This is a genomic window from Streptomyces sp. NPDC047079 (assembly GCF_040643755.1).
In the GTDB taxonomy this organism is placed as follows: domain Bacteria; phylum Actinomycetota; class Actinomycetes; order Streptomycetales; family Streptomycetaceae; genus Streptomyces.
Genome location: NZ_JBEYUZ010000021.1, coordinates 45,057 through 65,200 on the forward strand (window position 1 = coordinate 45,057; position 20,144 = coordinate 65,200).

8 protein-coding genes are annotated in these 20,144 nt (G+C 68.2%); 5 read left to right on the plus strand and 3 right to left on the minus strand.

Annotated features, from left to right (window positions below; genetic code table 11):
* Positions 1 to 7 precede the first annotated feature (7 nt).
* Genes ABZ823_RS24115 through ABZ823_RS24125 form a run of 3 tightly spaced genes read right to left on the minus strand, consistent with a single transcriptional unit; the run spans position 8 to position 4,566 of the window.
* Positions 8 to 3,181 carry an amino acid adenylation domain-containing protein gene (locus ABZ823_RS24115; RefSeq protein WP_361663991.1) on the minus strand — a complete coding sequence of 1,058 codons (3,174 nt, stop codon included), beginning with the start codon at positions 3,179 to 3,181 and terminating at the stop codon, positions 8 to 10.
* A 40-nt stretch (positions 3,182 to 3,221) separates the two neighbouring features.
* Positions 3,222 to 4,310: an amidinotransferase gene (locus tag ABZ823_RS24120; RefSeq protein ID WP_361663994.1), complete on the minus strand. Its 1,089-nt coding sequence runs from the start codon at positions 4,308 to 4,310 to the stop codon at positions 3,222 to 3,224.
* Positions 4,311 to 4,362: 52 nt separating this feature from the next.
* Positions 4,363 to 4,566: an MbtH family NRPS accessory protein gene (locus ABZ823_RS24125; protein ID WP_361663997.1), complete on the minus strand. Its 204-nt coding sequence runs from the start codon at positions 4,564 to 4,566 to the stop codon at positions 4,363 to 4,365.
* A gap of 487 nt (positions 4,567 to 5,053) precedes the next feature.
* On the opposite strand from ABZ823_RS24125, the gene ABZ823_RS24130 reads away from it, so the two are divergent.
* The 5 genes from ABZ823_RS24130 to ABZ823_RS24150 all read left to right on the plus strand — a co-directional run bounded on the left by ABZ823_RS24130 (position 5,054) and on the right by ABZ823_RS24150 (position 20,142).
* On the plus strand, positions 5,054 to 6,037 hold the full coding sequence (locus ABZ823_RS24130; RefSeq protein WP_361664000.1) for a fatty acid desaturase: 984 nt from the start codon (positions 5,054 to 5,056) through the stop codon (positions 6,035 to 6,037).
* A 240-nt stretch (positions 6,038 to 6,277) separates the two neighbouring features.
* Complete coding sequence (locus tag ABZ823_RS24135; RefSeq protein WP_361664003.1) at positions 6,278 to 15,343, plus strand: condensation domain-containing protein; 9,066 nt, start codon at positions 6,278 to 6,280, stop codon at positions 15,341 to 15,343.
* A 1-nt stretch (position 15,344) separates the two neighbouring features.
* Positions 15,345 to 17,090 carry an ABC transporter ATP-binding protein gene (locus ABZ823_RS24140; RefSeq protein ID WP_361664006.1) on the plus strand — a complete coding sequence of 582 codons (1,746 nt, stop codon included), beginning with the start codon at positions 15,345 to 15,347 and terminating at the stop codon, positions 17,088 to 17,090.
* Positions 17,087 to 18,892, plus strand: a complete 1,806-nt coding sequence (locus tag ABZ823_RS24145; protein ID WP_361664009.1) for an ABC transporter ATP-binding protein — start codon at positions 17,087 to 17,089, stop codon at positions 18,890 to 18,892. Before ABZ823_RS24140 ends, ABZ823_RS24145 begins: the two co-directional genes overlap by 4 nt.
* On the plus strand, positions 18,883 to 20,142 hold the full coding sequence (locus ABZ823_RS24150) for an ATP-grasp domain-containing protein (protein ID WP_361664012.1): 1,260 nt from the start codon (positions 18,883 to 18,885) through the stop codon (positions 20,140 to 20,142). Before ABZ823_RS24145 ends, ABZ823_RS24150 begins: the two co-directional genes overlap by 10 nt.
* Positions 20,143 to 20,144 lie beyond the last annotated feature (2 nt).

Consider the following 20,144-nt stretch of genomic DNA (forward strand, 5'->3'; position numbering starts at 1 on the left):
GCTCAACTCATCGACGCGCGGTCCTGGGTCCGGAGCCGGCCGCCTGTCCGCTCTGCGGCACCGGCAGCCCGTCGACCGGCGCGCCCGGATCGGCGAGTCCGGCGGCGAGCAGGGCCAGCAGGGTGTCCTGCCAACGGCGCGCGGAGGCTTGGTCGAACCGGTCGGCGGCGTACTCGATCTCGCCCGCCACCCCGGCGGCGTCCTGCCGCACGGTCCAGGTCAGCGCGACCTTCGCGGTCCGCGAGTGAACGAACCGCTCGGCGATGTCGAGGCCTTCGATGTCGCCGAAACCGTCCAGCGGGGTGGACTGCATGGCGAAGATCGCCTGGAACAGCGGGTTCTCCCCGGCGCCGCCGGACCGCCTCAGGCCTTCCACCAGCTCGGCGAAGGGCAGCTCCTGGTGGGTCAGCGCCCCCGCCAGCGCCTCGTCCGTGCGTGCGATCAGCTCACGGAAGCTCATGTCCTCGGTGAAGCGCATCCGCAGTGGAACCGTGTTGACCAGATAACCTATGAGCTCCTCCGTACCGGGCCGGTTCCGGCAGGCCATCGGCACGCCGACCACCGTCTCCTCGACCCCGCCGGTCCGGCGCAGCGTCGCGAAGAAGGCCGCGAGCAGAACGGCGAAGTCCGTCGTGCCGCACATGCCGGCGACACGCTGCAGCGCGGCCGGATCGACGGCAGCGCGCGGTAGCTCCACGGCGAATCCCTCGGTGCCGACTCGCTTCCCGGCTCCGGACGCCGAGCCCACTTCCGCAGCCGGCAGGTCCCCGGCGAGCTGGGTCCGCCAGTACGCCCGCTGCCTGTCCGCTTCCGGGCTGAGCAGCCAGCGCTCCTGCCAGGCGGCGTAGTCGGCGTACTGGATGGTCGGCTCCGGCAGGGGCCGACCGGTGTAGAGCGCGCCGAATTCCCGCCAGAACACGGCGAGCGACCAGGCGTCGAAGACCGCGTGGTGCACGTTGACCAGCCACAGGTGCTCCTCGGCACTGACGCGGAAACACGCTGACCGCAGGAGCGGGCCGGTGGCGAGGTCGAACGGGCGCCCGGCCTCCAGCTCGGCGAGGCGGAACGCCTCGTCGAAGTCGGCGGCGACAGATAGCGCGGTGTGGACCGGGCTCGCAGGCCGGATCCGCTGCCGAAGCTCGCCGTCCTGGTACTCCAGCACCGTGCGCAGCGCCTCGTGCCGGGCGACGATGGCGGTCAGCGCGGCGTCGAGGCGATCGAGGTCGAGGGGACCACGGATCCGGTAGCAGACCGGAATCGCATAGGTGGGCTTGCCGCGGTGTACCTGGTCCACGAACCACAGGGCCCGCTGCCCGCGCGAGGCGGGGGGCCGGTCGCCATGGCCGCCCGAGGGCACGACCGCAGCGTCCGCGACGTTGCGACCGTGTTCCTGCTTCACCGCGGCTGCGATGCCCGCCACGTTCGCGGCCGCGCGCAACTGGGCGAACGTCAACGCCACACCCGTCACCTCGGTGACCCGGCTGAGCAGTCGCAGCCCCCGCAGCGAGTCGCCGCCGGCCGCGAAGAAGTCCTCGTCGCGGCTGACGGGCGGGCCGTCCAGCACGTCGCCGACGAGGGTGGCCAGGACCCGCTCGAGCGTCGACATCCCGGCCGCGCCCGCGTCGTCGGCGCGGGCGGTGCGGCCGCCTTGCCTCGGCGCGGTCGCCGGCAGCCGGGAGCGGGCCACTTTGCCGTTGAGCGGCGAGCGCGGGATGCGCTCCAGGAACACGAAGGTCTGGGGCACCATGGCCTCGTGCAACCGGCCGGCGGCGTCGGCGCGGATCGCCGCCTCGGACACCCCGGCCTCGGCCTCGACGTAGGCGACGAGCCGCGATCCGAAGGGCGGATCCTCGACCGCGATGACGACCGCGTCCTTGACGCCGGCGCAGTGCAGTACGGCGCTTTCCACCTGGCCGGGTTCGACCCGGTACCCGCGGATCTTGACCTGGCGGTCCGAGCGGCCCAGGAAGACCAGCGTCCCGTCCGGCCGGCGGCTGGCGCGGTCGCCGGTGCGGTACATGCGCGAACCAGGCAGGCCCTGGGGGTCGGGAAGATACCGTTCAGCGGTGGCGACCGGATTGGCGTGGTAGCCGCGGGACACCGGCGGGCCGCCGACCCACAAATCGCCGGGTTCGTCGTCCGGCACAGGCCGTAGACCGTCGTCGAGGACGTAGAGGGCGGCGCCCGCGAACGAACGCCCGATGGGAACCAGCGCGTAGGCGTCGGGATCGGGATGGGACGCGTCGACGCCGTCAGGACGGTGAAGCGCCACGCTGATCGAGGTCTCCGTCGGCCCGTAGTCGGAGACCCAGTCGACCTTCTCCGCCCCGGGGATCCGGTACCAGGCAGCGAGCTTGTCCACATGGATCTTGTCGCCGCCGATGAACACGATGCGCAGGCAGGCGGGCAGGCGTACCAGCCCGGCGGTCAGGTCGTCCACCCACTGGTGCCAGTAGGCGCTGGGCAGGCTCACCATCGTCACGGCCAGCCGGTTGATCAGATCGGTGAACTCCACGCTGGTGAACTGCCGCTTGTCGGGCATGACGACGGCGGCCCCGGCGGCCCATGCCGGCCAGATCTCCTCCAGCGCGGCGTCGAAGGCGATCGCCGTGGACTGCAGGACGCGGTCAGTCGGCTCCAGCCGCAACTCGGCCCGGAGCGACGACGCGTGGTTGACGAAGCTGTCGTGCTGGACGGCGACCCGCTTGGGCTTGCCGGTCGAGCCCGAAGTGAACACGCAATAGGCCAGATTGGCCGGGTGAAGGGCGGTCTGCGGAGCGGTCGCCGGCTGACCGGACAGGTCGAGCCGGTCCGCGTCCCTCACGGGCAGTCCCGGGGGAGCCACGGTGATCTGTGCGTCCCGGACGACCAGGACCGCCCCGGCGTCGGTGAGCATCGCCTCGGCGACGTCACGAGGCAGTGACGGATCGACCGGTAGGTACACTCCGCCGGCCTTCCAGATCCCCAGCATCGTGACCAGCAGCCGCGGCGACGGCTCCATGATGACGCCGACCAGGCGCTCCGGCCCGATGCCTTCGGCGGTCAGCAGATGGGCGAACTGATTGGCCCGCTGGTCCAGTTCGCGGTAGGTGAAGGTCCCGCCGTCCCAGGCCGCCGCCACAGCGTCCGGCGTCAGTGCGGCCTGGGCCTCGAACGTGTGATGAATACAGGGACCGGGCATCAGGCTCCTACCTCCGAATCCGACGTACTGGGTTGAGACATCAGAAGTAGGAGCGCAGGCTGCCACGCCGCCGGATGTCGGTCGTCGCGCAGTGGAACGAGCCGCCGAAGCTGTTGAAGTTGCGGAACGGGCACGGGATCGCGGCCATCCCCCAGCTCTCGGCCAGGCGGCGCATCGGCTCGTCCTGCGCTTCGACGATCATCCGCTCCTCATCGATCATCAGCACGTTCATATTGATCCACTTGCTGGTCATGTACAGCGGGTGCCCGTCCGGTATCACCGGCGTCGGCGCCGACCGCACCTCCCAGTCCTTGAAGATCTCGGGTACCTCCGGCACCCGCTCCGGGTGGATCAGCAGCTTGCCCTCGGCCAGCGGCATCAGGCTCGCGTCGATGTGCATGGGGTGGGCGTCGGCCAATTGCAGCTCGTGGACCCGGTAGTCGTCGCCGAGGTGCCGGCGGACCCACTCGATGCCCATCGCGTTGGTGACGTGGCTGCGCTGGGCGAAGATGTCGCGGCCGCACCGGATGAAATCGGCCGCGTCGAAAGTCGGCTCGAACTCGGTGATCACCGAGCGGAACGGTTCCCCCCCCGGTTGGTCGGTCCAGTCGGCGACGTACAGCTCGTCGGGCAGTTCGGGCTTGGGCGGGGAGCTCCAGCGGGCGCCCTGCTGGAAGTACTCCTTGAGCAGCGGCCGGTAGGCCGATGCCGCGTACGAGCGCGATCGCCAGGCCATCGGCGCCTCGATCACGTCCTGTCCGACGACCAGCAGCAGATCCCGGGGCATCGCGTCGTACAGGCCGGTGCTCGACCAGCCCGGCGCCCCGTAGGACCGGCTGTGATCCCGCACGTCGGGCCGGCGGACCTTGACACCTTGGCCTTCCAGGATGTCGACCAGCTGGTCGAGTTCGTCGCGCGCGGCGGCGATCGCGTCGGCGGGGAACGGCTGCCCGGCCCGTTCCCGGAACACGGCGCGCTGCTCAGGCGACAGCGGGGCGCCGACAGCGACATGCCACGGCGGGAAGTGAGCACCGTCGACGACGCCGACGATCACTTCTTCCAGCGGATCCCACTCGTTGTAAGAACTGACGGGGCACTCCGGCTCGGCCGAGACCTCTGATTCACGCATGTCGATGCTCCGTATGCTGAGGCGTAGGGGAGATTGGTGAATCGGTGGCCTTTCAGGCACCCGGGTCCATGAACGCACGCAGGCTCGCCGGCCGCAGATCTGTCCACATCTGGGCGATCAGATCCAGACAGACGGATCGCGGGGCCCGGTCGCCGACGGTTTCCCAGCCGGCCGGGACCTTGCGGCTCGCAGGCCAGAGCGAATATTGGTCCTCATGATTGCGCACGACGAAGCACAGGTCCTCGGGCTCCAACATGATTGCCTTCCTCGGCAGGTCGGATCATCCAGATGGACATCGGCCGCTAGGCACATCCGTGCCGGCCTCTCGACGCGCATCGCGACCCGCCCGCCCCTCCATGATCACGGCTCGGCTCGCAACGTGCAGTACTTCACCAAGGTCAATTGGTCGGTGTCAATAGCCGATCGGCGATTGCCCGGTTCAACTGAGACCTTTCCAATTCCCGGTTGAGCCGAGGACGTGGTGATCTCGGTCGTGCTCGCCCCTGCCAGGGGCCCTTTCCTCGTCCGTCCAACCAACTGGTCAGGTAGGACGGGCGAGTTGACAGAGGTCTCCTTGAGGTATCGATCACTACGGTCTAGAGTCGGGATCCGCCTTGGCGACGCGACACGCATGCGCATGGGTGTCAAAGATTGAGACCGTTTAAGAGCGATCCGGACTCCCGCCCCCGTTGCGATCCGACGGTGGCGGGCTGGAGTAAGGCATGTCGCAACGAGGGGGATCAGTGAAGATCTGGAAGAACACGCCCAAAGACTCGATCCTCGTGGCGTTGAGTCTGGCACAATTCGGCGTGACTCTGGCACTGGCGATCACCTGGAACACGAACTCGCTGCCGGCCAGGGCCGCCGGAGGGGCCCTGCTCACCGTGATGATGACCTACAACATCATCGTCATCTCGCACCTGTTCACCCATGTGCCGTGGTTCGTCAGCAATCGTCTCAACGCTGTAATGTCCCTCGTCAATTCCGTCAACATCGGGCAGTCCGTCCAGGCGTACCAACTGACCCATGTCCGCAACCACCACCGCTTCAACAACGACCGTCAGGGCCCCGATGGCACCACCCGGGACACGTCGTCCACGTACCGCAAGGGCAAGAACGGGCAGCACCAGCCGCTGATGGCCTACGCCCTCGGCGGTGCGGTGGACTCGGTCGTCGGCCGCGCCAAGGACGTGGCCTCCACGACGCGCCTGTGGAGCGTCGGTCGAGGCGAGGAGCGACTTCTGTCCCTGGCCTCACACCGGGAGGGCAGGAGAGCCCGCGAGCTGCGGCAGATACAGGCCGACCGCGCCGCGCACTGCCTGTCCCTCGTCGTATTCGCGACGCTGTCCTGGCAGTGGACGGTGATGTGCTACCTCCCGGCGTTCTTCGCCGCGCTGACGCTGGTCAACGTGCAGAACTACTACCGGCACTACGGTGCCAACCCGGAGGACCGAGCGGCGGACTCGGTGAGCCACTACAGCCGCGTGTACAACTTCCTCACCTTCAACGACGGATACCACCAGGAACACCATCTCAACCCCGGTTCGCACTGGTCCCAGATGCCCGCGGTCTCCTCACGCCACCAAGACCGGCTCGGGGCGCAGCCCCGCGTCGTCAGCCCGGTCCCCGCCATCGTCGGGTTTCTCTACCGCAGCCGGCCGCTGTTGCACCAAGCCGGGACGGCAGGCACGCCGGACCCTCACCGGGACACCCCCACAGCGATCTGACTGCGGCCCAGCCCCACTGAGCCGGTTCAACTGATTCCTCGTCATCGCAGTTCCAGGCCCTCACGGACCGTCGGCGGATTCCCTGCAGGGGTCTGCGAGAGTCATTCGCTCCCTCCCTAGACGCACAAGTCTTCGCAACGCTTGTTCCCTTGCGCGAGCCTCGATGCCCGTCGCCACGGATGCGGCGGCTGCTGCTACCGCGGTTGAGTCGATGCATGACCAGAAAGGTAGGAGATCGCAGTGGTTTCTCAGGGGGACGTCGCGGCAGACGGAGACCTGCTGCCCTTCTTGCAGGATCTGGGTCGCCGTGGCGTGCGATTCTACCTGGAGCAGGGCACGCTCAAATCGGCCGGAGCCGGTGAACTGGCGCCCGCCGAAGCGGATTTCGTCCGACTGCACAAGGCGGAGATCATCGCTCACCTGCTGTCTCAGGCGGCGCAGATGGGGGGCGCCGATGATGCCGACGGCCCGGCACCGCTGAGCTACCAGCAGGAGCGATTGTGGGTGCTCAACGAGATCGCGGAGCGCTCCGAGGAGTACAACTCGATCGAGACCTTCTGCATCCGGGGCGATCTGGACATCGACCGACTCTGCAGCGCGTTGCGCCGCGTGGTCAGTGAGAACGAAGTACTGCGCGCGGTTTACCGGATGACGGGCGATGCAATCAGCCAGGTCGTACTCGACACGGACCTGCACATCGTCCGAGAGGAAGCGGGAACGCCCGAGGAGGCCCTGGCGAAGGCTCAGTCGGCACAGCTTGCCGAGTCTAGTCACCAGTTCGATCTGAGCGCCGAGATCCCGGTGCGGTGCCGACTGGTCGTCGCGCCCGATGATGTGTGCTACGTGATTCTCAATATCCATCACATAGCGTGTGACGGCTGGTCGATGCCGCTCATATGGCGGCAGCTGAGCCGATTCTACGATGCGCCGGATGCCGGGCACGAGAGCTCCGGATCCGCGTATGCGGAGTATGCGCGGTGGCAGCGCCGGATGATCACCGGCGAAGTCCTTGACACCCTCGTGGACCGCTGGCGGGATCGCCTGGACGGTGCGCCGCTGGTCCATGGCATGCCGGTCGACGGCGGGGTCCAGGGCACGCGAGGTCAGGCCGCCGGCATCCATACGCAGCGGATCACGGGCGATGTCTATGACTCGTTCACCAAGCGGTGCATCGCCGCCGGGGCGAACGAGTTCGCCGGGCTGCACTCCGTCCTCGCGATTCTGGTGGCGCTCGTCAGCGGCCGGCAGGAGACGGTCATAGGCAGCCCCATCGCCAACCGCGAGCTGCCGGACATCCAAGAGACCGTTGGCTTCTTCGTCAACATGATCTCGGTGCGCGGGGCGGTCCACCAGGACGACACGTTCGCCGACGTGCTGGCCACCAAGATGGTCGAGATCGAGTTCGGCTACGCCTTCCAGCAAGTGCCGTTCGAGCGCGTCGTGGCGGCCGTGACCGACGGACGCAACGACACAACGCCCATCTTCCAGATCGTCCTGGCCCTGCAGAATTTCGGCGCCGGCGGTCCGGCCCTGGACGGCACGCGGATCGAAGTGCTGCCGGACGTCCAGGACCGCAGCCGGTATGACCTCGAGGTCTTCGTCAAGGCCGACGGCAGCCGTGGACGGGAGCTGCTGTGGGTCTACGACGAAAGCGTCTTCGACAAGGCGACCATCGAACGGTGGGCCCGATGGTTCTCCCAGATGGTGGAGATCGCCTCCGAAAGCGTCGAGGTACCCGTCGCGGACCTGAGGACTTCACTGGCGGAGCGGACCCCGCAGGAAGCGGGCGGCACCGACGCCCTCGACCTGGACGAGAACATCGACGTCCTCGAGCGGATCGCGGCGCTTGCTGACGCCGAACCCGACCGGGTGGCGGTCAGCGACGGCACCCGGCAGATGACCTACGGCGAACTGATGCGCCGAGCCGGAGAGATCGGCGGGGCGCTGGCCGAAAGGTTCGGCCCGAGCGGCGTGTTCGCCCTCGACATGGAGCGGTCCATCGAGCTGGTGCAGACGATCGTCGCCATCATGTCCGTCGGCGGAACGTACGTCGCCCTCGACCGGAATGACAGTGCGGCCCGGCGCGCGATGATCCTCGGGGCCGCCGACCCCCGGTGCCTGCTGACGGACGGTGAGCACGGCCCGCTCGACAAGAGGGGGGACGTGGACGCCGTCGATGTTCGGACCCTGACGGCGGACAGCCGCGGCCCGCGGGGGCCGGTGTCCGCGGACGACGACCTCTACTACGTGTTCACGTCGGGTTCTACCGGTCGGCCCAAGGGCGTACGGGTCACCTACCGGAACCTGGCCGCCTACCTCGGGGGCGTGGTCGGAAGGCTGCGCCTGCAGCCCAAGGCGCGCTACTGCTGGCAGTCGAGTGTGGCGACCGACTTCGGCAACACGGTCCTGTTCGGCGCCCTCGCCACCGGTGGGCGGCTGGACATCGCGACTCGCGACGACATCCTCGACGGCGCCGCCATGAGAACGTTCCTGCGGCGGAACGAAACGGACGTCCTGAAGATCACGCCCAGCCATCTGGCCGCCTTGCTCGAAACGCACCCGATCACCGATCTGCTGCCGAGGAAGACCCTCCTGCTCGGGGGAGAGGCGGCCCCGCCGGCGGTCGTCCGCGCACTGCGCGACATTCCGGCGTCGGTCGCCGTCCACAACCACTACGGGCCGTCCGAGACCACGATCGGCGTCTTCGTCGCGGACGTGAACGATCCGGCGACTTCAGGAGCACTCCCGATCGGGCGGCCGTTGCCCGGCGTCGAGTTCACGATCGAGACGGCGGACGGCGCCGCGGTGCCTTTCGGGGCAGCCGGCGAACTGGTGATCCGGGGCGCACAGGTCGCCGCGGGATATCTCGGCGAACCCCAGGACGGGCCCGCGGCGTTCTTCGACACGGGCGCCGGACGCGGCTACCGGACGGGAGACTGGGTCCGCCGGCGCAACGACGGCCAGCTGGTGTTCCTCGGCCGGCAAGACGACCAGGTGAAGGTTCGCGGGTACCGCGTCGAGCTCGGGGAGATCAGGGCCGCGCTGGAGTCGACGGCCGGCGTGGGACGGGCCGAGGTCCTGATCGACGAAGACGCGCACGGCACGGCAAGGGTGGTCGCGTTCATCCGGAAGGACGACTCGGCCGAGGGTGCCGGACACGAGGGCACTCAGACACAGATCGACGCCGAAGCGGTGGTCGAACAGTGGCGGGAAGTCTACGACTTCGCGTATGCCGAGCGGGTCACCGGGGACATCGAGTTCAACGCGTCGGGCTGGATGAGCTCCTACACCGGTGAACAGATCCCTGAACAGGAGATGCGCTCCTGGCTTTCGAGCACACTCGAGCGGATCTCGACCGTCCAGCCGAAGAGCGTGCTGGAGATCGGCTGCGGCCTCGGCATCATCGCCTATCCACTCAGCCGTCGCGTGGACAACTACCTGGCCTGCGACTTCTCATCGCAGATCATCGCCATGAACGAACGAAACGCCAGGAAGATCAGCACGGGCCCGCTGTCGTTCTTCACCTGCGAGGCGATCGACATCGACCGGTATGCCGAGCGTGTCCGCGAGGCAGCCGTCGACACCGTGATCATCAACTCGGTGGTCCAGTATTTCCCCGGCCTGGACTACCTGGAAGAGGTACTGGACAAGGTCCTGGCCATCGACTGCGTCCGCAACGTCTTCGTCGGCGACGTCCGCAATCACGACCTGCTGGACGAATTCAGCCTGTCCGTGGTGGACGCCCAGGCACCGGACGGCGAAGCACGGCCGGACCTGGAACGTCTGCAACTGGCGTACGCGCAGTCCGAGCAGGTGACCGAGCTTCTCATCTCCGATGAGTACTGGACCGAGTTCGCCGCACAGCGGGAGAGCGTGGCCGGAGTAAGCGTCCTGCCGCGCACCGGCCCCATCTCGAATGAACTGTTCGACTTCCGCTATGACGTCATCCTGAGCAAGGATCCGGGCAGCCTGCATCACGTGGGTTCGGCGGGCCCGGTCGAAGTCCGGGACGCAGACCTCGCCGAGGCCGACGACCTGTGGCGATCACTCGCCACCGGCGAGAGCGGCACCGCCATCGTCCGAGGTGTCCGTAACCCCCGAACCGCCGATCACTGCGACACGCTGCGCACAGCCAAGTCGAGCGTGACAGCCGGCCCACGAGCCGCGCAGCCGGCCGAGCCGCAACCCCCGCAGGAGGTGCTGACACGGCTGCAAAGGGTGGCGGATGCTCATGGGCTGCAAACCAGCGCCCACTACGCCCGAGACGACAACGGCTCCGTCAGCCGCCTCGACGTCGTCGTCTTCCGGTCCGATCGCGCGCAGTACGCCGACAGCGCGGGCCTCGCGGCACCGTCGAACGGCGGCCGGACCGGGCCGCTGAGCACCACGCCGACAGCGGGTCGGTCCGCCGGTGCCCTGATCAGCCGGGTCGCCGAAGGCGTCGCGACCCTGCTTCCTCCGCACATGCGCCCGGACCAGTTCGTACTGGTGCCGGCCTTCCCCCTCAGCAAAACCGGAAAACTCGATCGCCACGCGCTGCGCCTGCTGGCATCCCGCCGAGAGGCGGCCGGCGGCCTCGGAGAACTGGCGGGAGAGACCGAATCCGCATTGGCGCAGATCCTGCGGGACCTGCTCGCGAACAGCGAGCGGATCGACCGGGAGAGCGACTTCTTCGCCGTCGGCGGGCATTCTCTGCTGGCCGCCCGGTATGTACACGCCGTCAACCGGGCCTTCGGCCTGGAGCTGCGCGCCAAGTCCGTCTTCGACCGGCCGAGGCTGCGGGACTTCGCCGAGCTCGTCGCGGCGAGCCGCAATGAGGCCGACCCGAGCGTCGCGCCGGGCGACAACCCCAGCCAGCAGATGGCGATCTCGCCGCTGCAACAGCGCTTCTGGACGATCGCGAAGTCATCGGGACCCTCGACCCTGTACAACACGACCTTGCTGCTCGAACTGACCGGCCCCCTGTCCGTCAGCGCTCTGCGGACGGCGTTCCAGCAGGTCGTAGCCCATCATCAGGTGCTCAGGAGCTATTTCGAGGAGGAAGGCGACACCGTCTTCATCCGGCTGCGCGACGCCTCCGACCTCACGCTGTCGTACATGGAGATTCCCGGCCTGAGCCCCGAGCGCGCCGAGCGGCTTCTCATCGAGCGGATCAACCGGCCCTTCGACCTCGCGACCGGCCCGCTCGTCGAGGCGGCGCTCGTCGCCGCGTCGCCCGACACCCACTACCTGATGCTGTGCATCCATCACATCATCACCGACGGCGCCGCCGAGGCGATCCTCATCGAGGACCTCCAGGAGTGCTACGAGGCGTCCCTGCAAGGCCGCGAGCCGCGCTGGCGCGACGATGGCGCCGCCTTCTTCAGGTACCTCGCCCGGACCGAATGGTCGGGCCCCGAGAGCCTGGACTTCTGGGCGAGGCAGCTGGACGGAGCGCCGATGAGGCACTCCCTGCCGCTTGACGGCGACCGCGCGACCCAGTCCGCTCACGACGGCGAATCCCTGTGTTCGGAGCTGTCCGTCAAGGTCACGGCCGTACTCGCCGGCCTCGCACGGCGCCACCGGACGACGATGTTCGTCGTGCTGAACGCCGTCCTCGGACTCTTCTTCTCCTTCCTGTCCGGCGAGGACGACCTCGTCGTCGGCGCCCCCTACGACTGCCGGGAGACGGAGGCCGACAGCGCGGCGATGGGGATGTACGTCAACACGGTTCCCTTCCGGCACCGTATCGACTGGGCGCAGACGCTCGATTCGCTGATCGTGGCGGAGTGGGAGTACTACCGGGAGGCGTTCGCGCACCGGCACGTGCCCTTCGACCGACTCGTCGAGCATGTCAACCCGGAGCGGGTCTCGGGCATGAACCCGATCCTCCAGATCGTGCTCGCGCTCCACCCGGAAGGGCGCAGCGTGTTCCCCTTCCACGACTGCCAGGCACGTCCGATCAAAGCGGCGGCGGTCGAATCGAAGTTCGATCTCCTGTTCAACTCCAAGGTGATCGACGACCGTCTCACGATCTACTGGGAATACAAGAAGAGCCTGTTCTCGGCGCAGCGCATGCAGACGATGGCGGAGCTCTTCGGATCCTTCGTCGAGACCGCGGTCGGCAATCCGGCCGTGCCGCTCGGCCGGCTGGATTTCGGTGGACGCGCCGGCGGCGAGCCTTCCCTGGCCTTGATGACCGGCCCGGCGGTACCCCTGACGGACCACAGCTATCTCGATGCCTTCGCCCGCGCAGCCGTCGCCACTCCGCAACGGCACGCGGTCCGCGGCACCCCCGGGGGCGCCGTCGACTACCGCAGCCTGGACGCGCGGTCGGACGCCATGGCCGCCCTGCTGCGCGACAAGGGCGTACGCAAGGGCGACCTGGTGGCGGTGTGCCTGAAGCGGTCCGCCGAGTTCCTGGTGACGATGCTCGCGGTGAACAAGGCGGGGGCCGCGTACGTCCCGATGGATTCGGAATATCTGCGGCGGAACCAGTCAGCTCTCCTGAGTGAGCACCGCATCGCCTTCGCCGTCGTCGAGGACGACGATGCGCATGCGCATCCACAGGCCGTCACCGTGATACGGCGGCGGGAGATTCCGTCGACCGGCACCTCTACTCCCACAGCGCGGGCAGAGCTTCAGCACGCGGATCTGTGCTACGTCATCTTCACCTCCGGTTCCACCGGAAAGCCCAAGGGCGTCGCGGTGACCCACGGATCGGTGGTGAACTATCTCGCCCACTGCACCGCCACGTACCTCGACCGCGATCCGCAGGTCGCGGTCCTGTCCAGCCCGCACTCGTTCGACGCGACCGTCACCACCACCCTGTTCGCCCTCACCGCGGGCCTGACACTCCAGGTGGTCGAGGAGGACAACGAAATCAGCGAGCTGCGACAACTGCTCATGCGACACCAAGGCGACCGGCTCCTGCTGAAGCTGACTCCCTCACACCTGGTGGCGTTGTCGAACCTAGGGGTCACGCAGCAGCCGTCGGACGCCAGGCACGTCTTCGTCATCGGCGGCGAAGACCTCAAGGCCGCTGTCGTGGCGCCCTGGTACCGGGCCTTCGCGAAGAGCCAGTTCTTCAACGAGTACGGTCCGACCGAAGCCACGGTCGGATGCGTCGTCCACGAGATCACCGACCCGGACACCCGGACCGGCTCCGTCCCGATCGGGACTCCGATCTGCAACACGACGATAGCCGTGGTGCACCGGGACATGGCCTGCGTCCCCTACCAGCGCGGCGAGATCGTCATCATGGGCGCCGCGCTGGCCCGTGGCTACCTGGACAGCGGCCAGACGGCAGCCGCCTTCCGGGCCGTCCCCTCGATGGACGGCGCCGTCGGCTACCACACCGGCGACCAGGCATCGCTCATCGGGCCGGCGTTCCGCTATCACGGCCGCAGCGACGGCAACATCAAGATCCGGGGGTTCCGAGTCAGCCTGGCCGAGATCGAGGCGGTGATCGGCGGCGTCGAGGGGGTCGTCGACTGCGCCTGCGCGATATCCGAGGACGGCCAACGGCTCTCTGCCTACGTCGTGCCGGCGGCGTCGGCGCCACGGACATGGGAGAACGAAACCGAGCTGCGCAACGCCCTCCGGCAGCTTCTGCCGAGATACATGGTGCCGGACACCATCACGCTGCTCGCGGAACTGCCGCTGACCGCTCACGGAAAGGTCGACCTTCCCAGACTCACCGCTCCCCGGCAGGCACCGGCCCAGCAGGACGACGGCGCGGAGCAGCCAGATGAGATCATGAGCAGACTGAGCGCGATCTGGCGGAAGGTCCTGGGGGTCTCCGGCGAACTGCCGACGGATTCCTCGTTCTTCTCGCTGGGCGGGAATTCGCTCCTGGTGACGTTGCTCTTGATGCGGATGAACGAGGAGTTCGACACCGGCGTGACGCTCGACGTGCTCTATCGCCACGCGACGCTCAGCGAACAGTGCGCGCTCCTCACCCCCGACCCGGCAACCGCGGCCGCACATGACGTTCTTCCGGCGACGGCGCCGAGCGACCACGGCGAGGTCGGACTGACCGCTGCTCAGCGCCGGTTCTACTTCATGGAGAAACTGGGATCCGGGACGGATCACGCGATCTCACTGTGCTTCCACATCGACGAGGGCGTCGATGTCGATCACCTCAGGACTGCCCTGATCGCGCTGATGGACAGGCATCCCATCCTCAAGTCCCGGGTATCGCAACGATCCGGACTCCCGGTGCTCATGGCCGGTGAGGCCACGGCCAGTCAGGACTGCGTCGTGGTCGTCGCGTGCGGCGACCACGAGGAGTCACTGAAACGGATCCTGGCGCGGCGAAGCAGCGCGGTGAATCTCTTCACCGATCCGCTGTGCAAGGCATTCGTCCACGACAGGCAGGACGGCTCCGCCGATCTGCAGATCATCGTGCACCACATCATCTTCGACGACTGGTCGGAGAAGATCCTCCTGGAGGACCTGACGCGCCTGTACGCGGAGATCTCGGCCGGTAAGACACCTGAGGCAGGCCGCCCGGTGCCTTTCCAGCAGTATGCCGCCGGGCCGGCCGGTGACAGCGACACGGTCAAGGCCAACACCCAGTGGTGGATCGAGGCACTGAAAGGCGCTCCGACGACACACAACCTGCCGAGGACAAAGCGTCGAACCGCTGCCGGCGAGCCCGCCGGAGTACTGCAACTGGTCATCGAGGGGGAGACTCTCGACCGCCTGGACGGTGAGTGCCGGCGGCTGGGTGTCACCCGGTTCAACGCCCTGCACAGCGCCCTGGCGCTCGCCATGTGCACGGTGAGTTCCCAGAGGGAAACGGTCATCGGTGTGCCGGTCACCAACAGGGACGATGCGACCTACCGGGACACCATCGGGCTGTTCATGGAGACGCTCCCACTCAGGACGAGCGTCGGCGACGGTGACAACTCGTTCAGCGAGATCGTTCAAGACAGCCACGCGAGGTTCGCGGACGCTCTCGGGCGAACAGACTTCCGCGTCGAAGAGGTGATGAACGCCCGCGCGGCCGAGCAGGCCGGCAACAGCAGGGCTCTTTACGAGATCATGCTGACGCTCCACAACGAGGGCGGCACCACCATCGACTTCGCGGGCATCCAGGCACAGCGCATCCTGATGCCGCGCCAGGAGGCGAAGCTCGACCTGATCGTCGACGTCAAGCTCGTGGGCGAGCGGCTGCACACGTACTGGGAATACGACACCGCGGTGTTGTCGGCGGCGACGGTGCAGGGCCTCCTCGACGAATTCGGCAACTGGCTCATCTGGGGCCTGACACGACCGGACGAGCCTGTCCGGGCACGAGGCACCCTGCGGAAAGAACAGTGACGTGAAAAAATTCCCTGTCCCCGACCCCGGCGTACCGGACAACCGCTCGGCGGCCCGCTATCTGCTGTGGCTTGCCAGACGGCAATGGCAGCCGGTGGCACTGGGCACCGTGTGGGGCGTGATCTGGCTGGTCTCGCTCTCCTTGATGCCCGCGGTGCTCGGCCGGGCCATCGGTTCGGGCATCGCGAGCAAGGACAGCAGCGAACTGGTTCGCTGGAGCCTTGTGGCGTTGCTTCTGACCCTGCTGACCGCAGGCGCGGGCATCGGGCGGCACCGCAGTGCGATGGCCAACCTCTACGCCTCCGAGTTCCGCACGGTCCAGCTGGTCACCCGGCACGTCACGAAACTCGGGGCGACCCTGCCTAAGGTGGTCGCCAACGGCGAGGTCGTGACCATCGGCAGCGCTGACATCGCTTCGATCGGCGGAGTCTTCCAGCACCTCCCGGTCACCATGGGCGCTGCCGGCGCCATCATCGTGGTGGGGGTGCTCATGTTCAGCGCTTCCATCCCGCTCGGCCTGACCGTCTTCGTCGGCACGCCGGTCCTGATGGCCGTCACCGCCTTTCTGACGAAGATCCTGCAACAGCGGCAATCCAGCTTCCGTGCCCTGCAGTCGCAGCTGACCTCCATCGCCGTCGACATCGCGGCGGGCTTGAGGGTGCTTCGTGGCATCGGCGGAGAAAAGGCCTTCGAACAGCGCTACCGGAGAAAGTCGCAGAGCCTGCGCGAGGCGGGGGTCCAGGTGGCCCGCGTCCAGTCGCTGTTCGACGCCATGCAAGTGCTCGCGCCCGGTGTGTTCGCCGTCGGAGTGACGTGGCTCGCGGCCACCCTGGCGATCAAGCAGGAGATCTCCGTGGGCGAGATGATCGCCTTCTACGGCTACGCCACCTTTCTCACCCTGCCGCTGTCGATCATCGCCGCGGCGGCGAGCGCGACGACGAGCGCGTATGTCGCGTCCGGGAGAGTGGCGAGCTTCCTGCGCCTCGAGCCCGAGTTCGGCGTGGCGACACAGCCGTCCGACGGCGACGTCGACCTGCCGTCCGTGGTGCCGCCCGCAGCCATGGCGGCCACGGCTGAGCTCGCCGACGGCGAGTCGAAGCTGTCGGTTCCGCGCACGGGTGTGCTCGGCGTGGTCTGCTCGGACCCGGCCGAACCCGGCCGGCTCGCACTGCGGTTGGCGCGTTTCGCCGATTCCGGAAGCCCGACACTCGGCGGAGTGCCGCTGGCGGAGCTTCCGCTGCCCTGGCTCCGGCAGCGCGTCGTGCTCGTACGGAACGAGGACGCGCTGTTCGGCGGCCCGCTCAGCGGCGAGCTCACTGCTCCGGGACGCGAGATCGACCGGGCCGAGCTGAAGCGGTCCCTCCACGCGGCCTGTGCCGAGGACATCATCAGGGGCCTGGACGGCGGCCTGGACACGGTGCTCCAGCACGGGGCGAAGAACCTTTCCACCGGCCAGCAGCAGCGGCTCAGGCTGGCCAGGGCCCTGGCCGCCGAACCCGAGACCTTGATCTTGATCGACCCGACGAGCGCCGTGGACGCGCTGACCGAGGCACGGATCGGTGAGCGGCTCGTGCGGCATCGGGCGGGCCGCTCCACGGTGGTCTTCACGTCCAGTGCCCTGATGCTGGCCCAGGCCGACTCGGTCTGCATGGTGGAGGACGGCGTGGTCACGGCCGTCGGCAGGCACCGGGAGCTTCTCGCCGACTCCCCTGCCTATGCGGCCGTCGTGAGCCGCGGAGAGGCGTGATCCCTGTGCCCCCCAAGATTCTTCCCGTCTCCGATCCCGCAGCCGCCCGCAGGTACGGGTGGCACACGATGCGCCGTCACCCGAAGCTGCTGGCAGGCACCCTGGGACTGAACGCGGCCGCGGCCGCGGCCGGGCTGGTCGGCCCTCGGCTGCTCGGCGAGTTGGTGCAGGACGTGGCCGGTGGGACGACCGCCGGGCACGTGAGCAGGGTCGTCATCGTGCTGCTGTTCTTCGTCCTGGTGCAGGCATGGCTCATTCGTGGCGCGACGGTGCAGGGCGGCAAGCTCAGCCAGGCCGTCCTGGCCGAAATGCGAGAGAAATTCATCGAACGAGTGCTCGCGTTGCCGCTGTCCACGGCGGAGAGCGCCGGTTCCGGCGATCTGATCTCCCGGGCCTCGCGCGGCGTCGACGAGATGCAACGGACCGCTCAGTACGCGCTGCCGGCGATCCTGACCGCCGGCTTCACGTTCCTGCTGAGCGTCGTCGGCATGCTCGCGGTCTCTCCAGGGCTGACGCTGGTGATCCTGGTCGCGCTGCCGCCGGTCGTACTCGTCACCCGCTGGTATCTGAGCCGGTCGACGGATGCCTACCGCGCGTACAAGACGGCGGCGGCCGGCATGACCGAGGAACTGGCCGCCTCGACGGACGGCGCGGCGACGATCGAGGCCCTGGGACTGGCGAAGCGGCGCGTCGAGGCCGGCGACGCGTCGGTCGCGGCCACCTACGCCGCCGACATCGGCACCCTGCGGCTGCGGACGGTCTTCCTGCCGACCGCGGAGATCGGATACCGGCTGCCGACGGTCGCGGCCCTGCTGCTGGGTGGCTACTTCTACAGCAAGGGCTGGGCCAGCCTCAGCGCCGTCACCGCTGTCGTGCTGTACACGCAGCAGATGTCGGAGCCCATCTCGCAGGCGCGGGACTGGCTCACCGAGGTGCAGACCGCCACGACCTCACTGCAGCGGCTGCTGGGGGTGACGGAGGTCCCGCCGGACCGACAGGTCCGCGAGCACACGGTGGACAGCAGGCAGGGTCTCACCGTCGAGAAGGTCACCTTCGGCTACGGCGACGGCCCGGAGGTTCTGCACGGCATCGACATCACGGTCCGCAAAGGCGAACGGCTGGCGGTAGTGGGACCGTCCGGTGCCGGCAAATCCACCTTGGGCCGCCTGATGGCCGGGATCCACGGCCCCCGTTCGGGCTCGGTCCGGCTTGGCGACGCCCCCCTCGTCGAGCTTCCCCTGGAGCAGCTGCGCAGTGAGGTGGCTCTGGTCAGCCACGAACAGTACGTTCTGGGAGGCACACTCCGGGAAAACCTGGCATTGGCGGTCAGGGCCGGTGACTCCGCCGGCGACGAGGCGATCTGGTCAGCGCTGAAGGCGGTGGAGGCGAGGGAGTGGGTGCAGGCCCTGCCGGACGGACTCGACACGACCATCGGGTCCGGCGGCACAAGCCTGAGCCCGGCTCAGTCCCAGCAACTGGCCATCGCCCGGCTGATCGTCGCCGACCCGAAGGTCCTCGTCCTGGACGAGGCGACCTCGCTGCTGGACCCGAGCTCGGCACGCGACCTGGAGCGGTCGCTGAACGCCCTGCTGGCGGGCCGGACCGTGATCACCATCGCGCACCGCCTGCACACCGCCTACGACGCCGACCGCATCGCGGTCATCGAAGACGGCCGGGTCGTGGAGCTCGGCTCGCATACGGAGCTGCTCGCGAACGACGGCTACTACGCGCGGCTGTGGTCGTCGTGGCACGGCCGGCCGACGGACACGAAGACCGGCATGGAAGGTGAGCGATGCTCATAGTTCCCTACACCGTCGGCCCGGCGAGCCCCCTGCAGATCGCCGAGGCCTGCGACGGGCGGACGGACTTCGTGTTCCTCGTCCATGAACAAGACGCGCAAGCGGCTCCACTCGTGCCGATGCTGGAAGAACTGGCTCCAGTGGTGTCGCACGGCGGGAACCCATCGCGCGTGGTGGAGAGGCTCGCGCCGCTGAAGCCCCGTGGAGTGGTGACGTTCGCCGAATCGACGATGCGGCTCGCGGCGGCCGTCGCCGAAGCCTTCGGCCTTCCGCACAACAGCCAGGCGACCTGCGAGCTGCTCACGAGCAAGCTGAGGCAGCGGGAGCGTCTGAACGCCGCCGGCGTGGGCCGTGTCAGTACCTTCGCCTTCCGCCTCGATGACCCGGAATCAGTGTCCTTGCCGGCCCCGGCCGACTACCCCGCGGTCATCAAGCCGGAGGAAGGTGCGGCGAGCCGGAACACGGTGTTCGTCGAATCGGAGGACGAGCTGCCGGCCCGGCTCCACGAGCTTCCGCCCGGCCAGACCTATGTCTTCGAGGAATACATACGCGGCGCCGACATCTACGGCGCCGACTGGCTCGCCGACTACCTCTCCGTCGAGTCCGCCGTAACCGGGGGAGTGATCAGGCACCTCGGGGTGAGTGCGCGGCTGCCGTTGGCGGCGCCGTTGAGGGAAGGCGGCCTCGTCTTCCCGATGCTCCCGGAGGAGAAGACGGCGGCATCGGTCATCGATCTGGCCGAGCGTGCCATCACAGCCACGGGGATCACGACCGGTCTGGTGCACACCGAGATCAAGATGTCCCCTGACGGGCCGCAGATCATCGAGGTGAACGGGCGGTTGGGCGGCACCATGTCGCGCCTGATCCCGCGTGCTCTGGGGCTGGACCCGGTGCGCCTCGCCGTGGACATCGCCCTGGGAGTCCCGCTGCCGCGGGACTTCGGCGAGCCGAGCCGGCTGGCGATGCTCGTCTATGTGCAGGCGCCCATGGAGGCCACGGTGGTGGAGGCGACTCCCTCCGCAGCTCGTCTCCGCGCGCTTCCCGGTGTCTTCGGGGTGGACTTCTTCGCCAAGCGCGGCCGGCCCGTCGACTGGCGAAGCGGGTCGCTGGGACGCATCTGCGATGTGTGGATCGACGCCGTGTCACCGGAGCAGCTACGGGAGCGGTACCGGGCCGTCCTCGATGTTCTCGACAGCGGCATCACGTGGAGTGGCGCAAAGGTACCGACTCGGGGCGAGAAACGAGTGGAATGAGG

What these genes read in the sequence shown, in the direction of transcription:
- ABZ823_RS24115 (WP_361663991.1), bottom strand. Translation starts at nt 3,181, where the DNA reads ATGCCCGGTCCCTGTATTCATCACACGTTCGAGGCCCAGGCCGCACTG.
- ABZ823_RS24125 (WP_361663997.1), bottom strand. Translation starts at nt 4,566, where the DNA reads ATGTTGGAGCCCGAGGACCTGTGCTTCGTCGTGCGCAATCATGAGGAC.
- ABZ823_RS24150 (WP_361664012.1), top strand. Translation starts at nt 18,883, where the DNA reads ATGCTCATAGTTCCCTACACCGTCGGCCCGGCGAGCCCCCTGCAGATC.
- ABZ823_RS24120 (WP_361663994.1), bottom strand. Translation starts at nt 4,310, where the DNA reads ATGCGTGAATCAGAGGTCTCGGCCGAGCCGGAGTGCCCCGTCAGTTCT.